Origin of the sequence: Pseudomonas sp. SbOxS1, assembly GCF_013416725.1 — a bacterium.
In the GTDB taxonomy this organism is placed as follows: Bacteria; Pseudomonadota; Gammaproteobacteria; order Pseudomonadales; family Pseudomonadaceae; genus Aquipseudomonas.
In genome coordinates, this window is the sequence record NZ_JAAVXC010000072.1 from 1 (window position 1) to 5145 (window position 5145).

5 protein-coding genes are annotated in these 5145 nt (G+C 62.6%); all 5 read left to right on the forward strand.

The window, feature by feature from the left end; all coding sequences use genetic code 11:
* Window positions 1–311: 311 nt before the first annotated feature.
* Window positions 312–914, forward strand: a complete 603-nt coding sequence (locus HFK74_RS32745; RefSeq protein WP_180207203.1) for a dimethylamine monooxygenase subunit DmmA family protein — start codon at window positions 312–314, stop codon at window positions 912–914.
* Window positions 911–1879: a PDR/VanB family oxidoreductase gene (locus HFK74_RS32750; RefSeq protein ID WP_180207204.1), complete on the forward strand. Its 969-nt coding sequence runs from the start codon at window positions 911–913 to the stop codon at window positions 1877–1879. Before HFK74_RS32745 ends, HFK74_RS32750 begins: the two co-directional genes overlap by 4 nt.
* Before the next feature lie 18 nt (window positions 1880–1897).
* Window positions 1898–2920, forward strand: a complete 1023-nt coding sequence (locus HFK74_RS32755; protein ID WP_180207205.1) for a DUF3445 domain-containing protein — start codon at window positions 1898–1900, stop codon at window positions 2918–2920.
* A gap of 130 nt (window positions 2921–3050) precedes the next feature.
* A complete protein-coding gene (locus HFK74_RS32760; RefSeq protein ID WP_180207206.1) occupies window positions 3051–4586 on the forward strand; it encodes an APC family permease in 1536 nt (511 codons plus the stop codon).
* Window positions 4587–4714: 128 nt separating this feature from the next.
* The coding region (locus tag HFK74_RS32765; protein ID WP_180207207.1) for an aldehyde dehydrogenase family protein at window positions 4715–5145 on the forward strand (431 nt) is incomplete at its 3' end.

Genomic DNA, 5145 nt, shown 5'->3' on the forward strand with positions numbered 1-5145 from the left:
CCGAACGCCAGGGGCAAGAGCCCTTGGTTACTTGGGGCTCTTCCAAGTGACTCGCCGTAAGGGCGAAACCATAAGTGGCCGTTACCGCAGGAATGGATATGTACACCGAAAAAAACGCTGCAAAAACGCCTACAACCATGGTTATTTCTGCTTACACTTTTTCTCTCGAAAAGTACTTAACCATTTAAAATCAACACCTTAAACACTTGGCACGCCCTGTGCTCCTGCTATCTGCAACCCACCATCGTTGGGCTTTGCATCTGTGCCGACGTTTCACCCGTCGAGTCGATAGCCAGGAGGAATAACAAGAAATGTTGATCACCGGGATCAAAAGTCGGCCGGTCTACGACCGGTTGCAACCACTGCCGGGAGGCCTGCGGCACATCATTGCCGGGCAAGGCAGTGGCGGTCGCGCCATGTTGCGTTTGCTCGACGAGATGGCCGGGCTGGATCGGCCCGTGACCTTGCTGTACTCCCAGGAGTCGTTTTCCGGCCAGGACTTCCTGGCCCAATTGCAGCAGCGCCCAGGTCACGATTTGCGCGTGTATGCCAGCAACCAGGCATTGATCGACGCCCTCGATGACCTGCTCGGCGACGCCAGAATGGGCACCCGCCTCTACCTCGCCGGCTCCGAAAGTTTCCTGGGCACCGCCATGCAAGTGGCCACCCGCTTCGACCTCAATCGCGACGAAGTGCTGCGCGAGCACTCCGGCACGCTGGTGCGTCGGGTCTGGTGCGTGCACTGCGACACCTACACCGAAAACGTAACCCAACGCGTCTACGACTGCCCCGGTTGCAGCTTGACGCTGGTGGTGCGCGACCACTATTCCCGGCGCCTGGCGGCCTTCCAGGCGGTCAAGGCCGATGCCGAAGTACCGGGCGAACTGCCCCCAGCCGAGGAGCTCGATACATGAGCCAGAACAATGGGACGTTGAACCTGCGGGTGGCCCGCATCGAATCGGTGACCCCGCAGATCAAGCGCTTCACCCTGGTATCGCCAACCGGCGCGCACCTGCCGGCGTTCTCCGGTGGCAGCCACGTGGTGGTACTGATCGCCAACCCGAACAATACGCTGCGCAACCCCTACTCGCTGCTGAGTTCGCCCTATGACACCAGCAGCTACCAGATCGCCGTGCGCCGGGTGGAAAACGGCCGTGGGGGTTCGATCGCGCTGCACGACAGTGTCCGTGAAGGCGACCTGATCGAGGTCACGCCGCCGGTCAATCTGTTTCCGCTGATCAAGCAGGCACGCCTGCACCTGTTCATTGCCGGTGGCGTCGGTATCACGCCGGTGATCTCCCAGCTGGAAGAGTTGCGCCTGAGCAAAGTGCCTTTCGAACTGCATTACGCGGTGCGCGGCGATGAACACGCACAGCTCGGCAAAGAGTTGCAGGAGACCTATGGCAAGCAGGTCCACCTGTATCGCAAAGGCATCGAGGCACGCATGGACATCGGACGGATTCTCGCCAATCGCCCGCTCGGCAGTCACGTTTATGCATGCGGTCCGGACGCCATGATCGACGCCACCCTGGCGTGTGCCCGCGAGCTGGGCTGGACCGACAGCCACGTGCACTTCGAGCGCTTCCTCGAGCAAAGCAGCGGCGGCGAAGCCTTCAGCTTCACCCTGGGACGCAGTGGCGCAACCATCGAGGTTTCGCCCGACCAGACCATGCTCGAAGCGGTCGAGGCCGCGGGCTACAGCATGCCTTACCTGTGTCGTGGTGGCGCCTGTGGCCATTGCGAAACAGTGGTCCTGGAACTCGACGGCGAACTGCTGCACAGCGATGACTGGTTGTCGGACGAAGACAAGACCAGCCGCAAGAAAATCATGCCCTGCGTATCCCGCGCCAAATGCAATCGCCTGGTCATCGACCTCTGATCGACGGAAGACATAACAATGACTATCGAATTCAACCGCGACGAAACCTACCGCGACGACTACACCTTCGCCAACAGCCCGCAGACCATCGCCCGCGCGCCCTTCCCGTTCCCCGATGACGACTACATGTACTCGATGAACCTCGAGCCCCATGTTTCGGTCGGCGACGGCGCCTTCCGGGCGGCGTTCGATATCGACGAGCACTACATCAGCGAATGCCGGGACCGCGCCATCACCCTGGAGAAGGACCCGGGCATGCACTACGTCTCGGCGCCGCACATGATGGAGGCACAGTGGGACTTGCTGGAGCTGATCATGGAATCCTACGCCCGCGATTACCCGCAGTACTTCACCCTCTCCCGTGAAGGTCGCCAATGGCACTGGACCAACCGCCTGCTGGACATCGACGATCACTTCACCTTCGGCGACCCGGCGACCCTGCCGTATGAGCCGATGGAATACGTGACCCGCCAGGCCCAGGGCGATTGGGTACTGCAGGAAGAACGCGACGGTACGCTGTATTGGGGCGCCGGGATCGCCACCCAGCGCGCCGACTACTCACTGCGCTTCAACCTGGGCATGAGCTGGGAAGAATTCCACGGCCCGGTGCCGCTGGTGAAGGAAATCGGCATGCTCGACCGTGCCCTGAAATTCCTCCTGCGCCTGCGCACCGGCCACCCGGTGCGTCGCCTGAACTGGTCGCTGACGGTCAACCCGCGCCTTGAGGTCTCGGCCGAAAGCCTGCCCGAATGGGCACCGGACCGGACCATCGTGACGGCCGAAAATGCCGGCAAACTGGTGTACCTGCGCATCGAGTTGCAACCCCTGCACCGCCTGCCGCGCAGCAACGCCATTGTCTTTCCGATCCGCACCTACCTGCTCAGCCTCGAAGACATCGCCACCAACCCGGCATGGGCGCGGCGCATGCACCGGGTTCTGCGCGACCTGAATCAGCAACTGGTCGACTACAAGGGCTTCAGCCGCTATCGCGATGCGGCGGTCGAGTGGCTGTCGCAGTACGACGACGCAACCAAGGCCTGATGCGATCCCCTGTGGGAGCCAGCCTGCTGGCGATGGCGGTCTTGAGATCGCCATCGCCAGCAGGCTGGCTCCCACAGGTTCGAGGTATCCGTGAGTACTAATCCACTGCCATTGATAATGAGGAAATAACATGAGTGGCACATCCAACACGCGTGCAAGCAGCGCCGATCAGGACGCGGAACAACTGCGCGCCCTCGGCTACAGCTCGGATTTCAATCGCAGCATGAGCCTGTGGGAAAACTTTTCCCTGGGCTTTACCTACCTGTCGCCGGTCGTCGGCGTCTATACCCTGTTCGGCTTGTGCCTGGCCGCCGGCGGCCCGCCGATGTTCTGGTCCTACCTGCTGATCGGTGCCGGGCAAATGCTGGTTTGCCTGATTTTTGGCGAAGTGGTGTCGCAGTTCCCGATTTCCGGCGGCGTCTATCCCTGGGCCCGTCGCCTGGTGGGCAAGCGCTGGGCGTGGATGGTCGGCTGGGTCTATGCCTGGGCGTTATGCGCAACCATCGCCGGGGTCGCGGTGGGTGCCGGGCCCTACCTGGCAATCATGCTGGGCTTCAATCCCGGCCCGGATGCCAACATCGTTATCGCCCTGGCGATCATCCTGCTGTCCACCGCGCTGAATCTGGTGGGCACCAAGCTGCTGGCGCGGGTGGCGATGTTCGGCTTTCTCTGCGAACTGGTCGGCGCGATCCTGGTCGGGGGCTACCTGCTGATCTTCGAGCGTCACCAACCGATCAGCGTGCTGTTCAACACTTTCAACCTCGAGGTGAATGGCTCGTACCTGCCGGCCTTCCTCGCTGCGTCCCTGGCCGGCCTGTTCCAGTACTACGGCTTCGAGGCCTGCGGCGATGTCGCGGAAGAAACCCCGAACCCGGGCAAGCGCATTCCCAAGGCCATGCGCATGACCATCTACATAGGTGGCGCGGCGGCGATGTTCGCGTGCCTGGCGTTGATCCTGTCGGTGCCGGACATGGCCAAAGTACTGGCCGGCGAAGACACCGACCCGGTCGCCACGATCCTGGCCAATGCCTTCGGCCCAGTCGGTTCGCGCCTGGTGATGGCGGTGGTCATGGTGTCGTTCATCTCCTGCGTGTTGAGCTTGCAAGCGGCGGCCAGCCGCCTGTTGTTCGCCTATGCCCGGGACGAGATGATCGTCGGCAGTTCGCTGTTCAAGCACCTGTCGGCCAACCATGTGCCGTCGTTCGCGCTGCTGGTCAGCGGCCTGGTGCCGGCGGCGATCGTCTGCCTGGGGATGTTCATGGCCGATGCCGTGGCCACTATCGTCGGTTTCGCGGCGATCGGCATCTACGTCGCCTTCCAGTTGATCGTGGTCGCCGCGCTGATCGCCCGCGCCAAGGGCTGGCGCCCGAACGGCCAGTTCACCCTCGGGGCCTGGGGCCTTTGGGTGAACCTCGCCGCACTGGTCTATGGCGTGTGCGCCATCGTCAACATGGTCTGGCCGCGTTCGCCGGATGCAGCCTGGTACATCAACTACTCGATGATCCTGACCACGCTGGTGGTGATGGGTGCGGGCCTGGTCTACATGCTGCTGGGCAAGCCCTACGACAAGGGCACGGCGCCGGCGGGGGATGCGTGGAAGTTTTCCAAGCCATTGGCAAAGCCTGCTGACCTTGCCGGTGCTTCGGTAAACAGATCGGCGATCTGATAACAACAATCCCCTGTAGGAGATGGCTTGCCGGCGAAAGCGGTGTGTCAGCCGACATCATTGCTGGCATTGATGGCCCCTTCGCTGGCAAGCCAGCTCCTACAGGGAACCCGAACGAGGACAGACTCATGCAAACCCAACTCCTGATCAACGGCCAACTGCTCACCGGCGAAGGCCCCGCCCAACCGGTGTTCAACCCGGCGCTGGGCAGTGTGCTGGTAGAAATCAACGAAGCCAGCGAGGCCCAGGTCGATGCCGCCGTGCGCGCCGCCGATGCTGCGTTCGACAGCTGGTCGCACACACCGCCGAAAGAGCGCTCGCTGCTGCTGCTCAAACTCGCCGACGCCATCGAAGCCCACGGCGAAGAGCTGGCCAAGCTGGAATCGGACAACTGCGGCAAGCCCTACAGCGCCGCGCTCAATGACGAGATCCCGGCGATTGCCGACGTGTTCCGCTTCTTCGCCGGCGCCAGCCGCTGCATGAGCGGCTCGGCCGGGGGCGAATACCTGCCCGGCCACACCTCGATGATCCGCCGCGACCCGGTGGGGGTGATCGCCTC

Excerpts from the sequence above, each read along its gene's own strand:
- HFK74_RS32755 (WP_180207205.1), top strand. The coding sequence starts at position 1,898 with ATGACTATCGAATTCAACCGCGACGAAACCTACCGCGACGACTACACC.
- HFK74_RS32750 (WP_180207204.1), top strand. The coding sequence starts at position 911 with ATGAGCCAGAACAATGGGACGTTGAACCTGCGGGTGGCCCGCATCGAA.
- HFK74_RS32745 (WP_180207203.1), top strand. The coding sequence starts at position 312 with ATGTTGATCACCGGGATCAAAAGTCGGCCGGTCTACGACCGGTTGCAA.
- HFK74_RS32760 (WP_180207206.1), top strand. The coding sequence starts at position 3,051 with ATGAGTGGCACATCCAACACGCGTGCAAGCAGCGCCGATCAGGACGCG.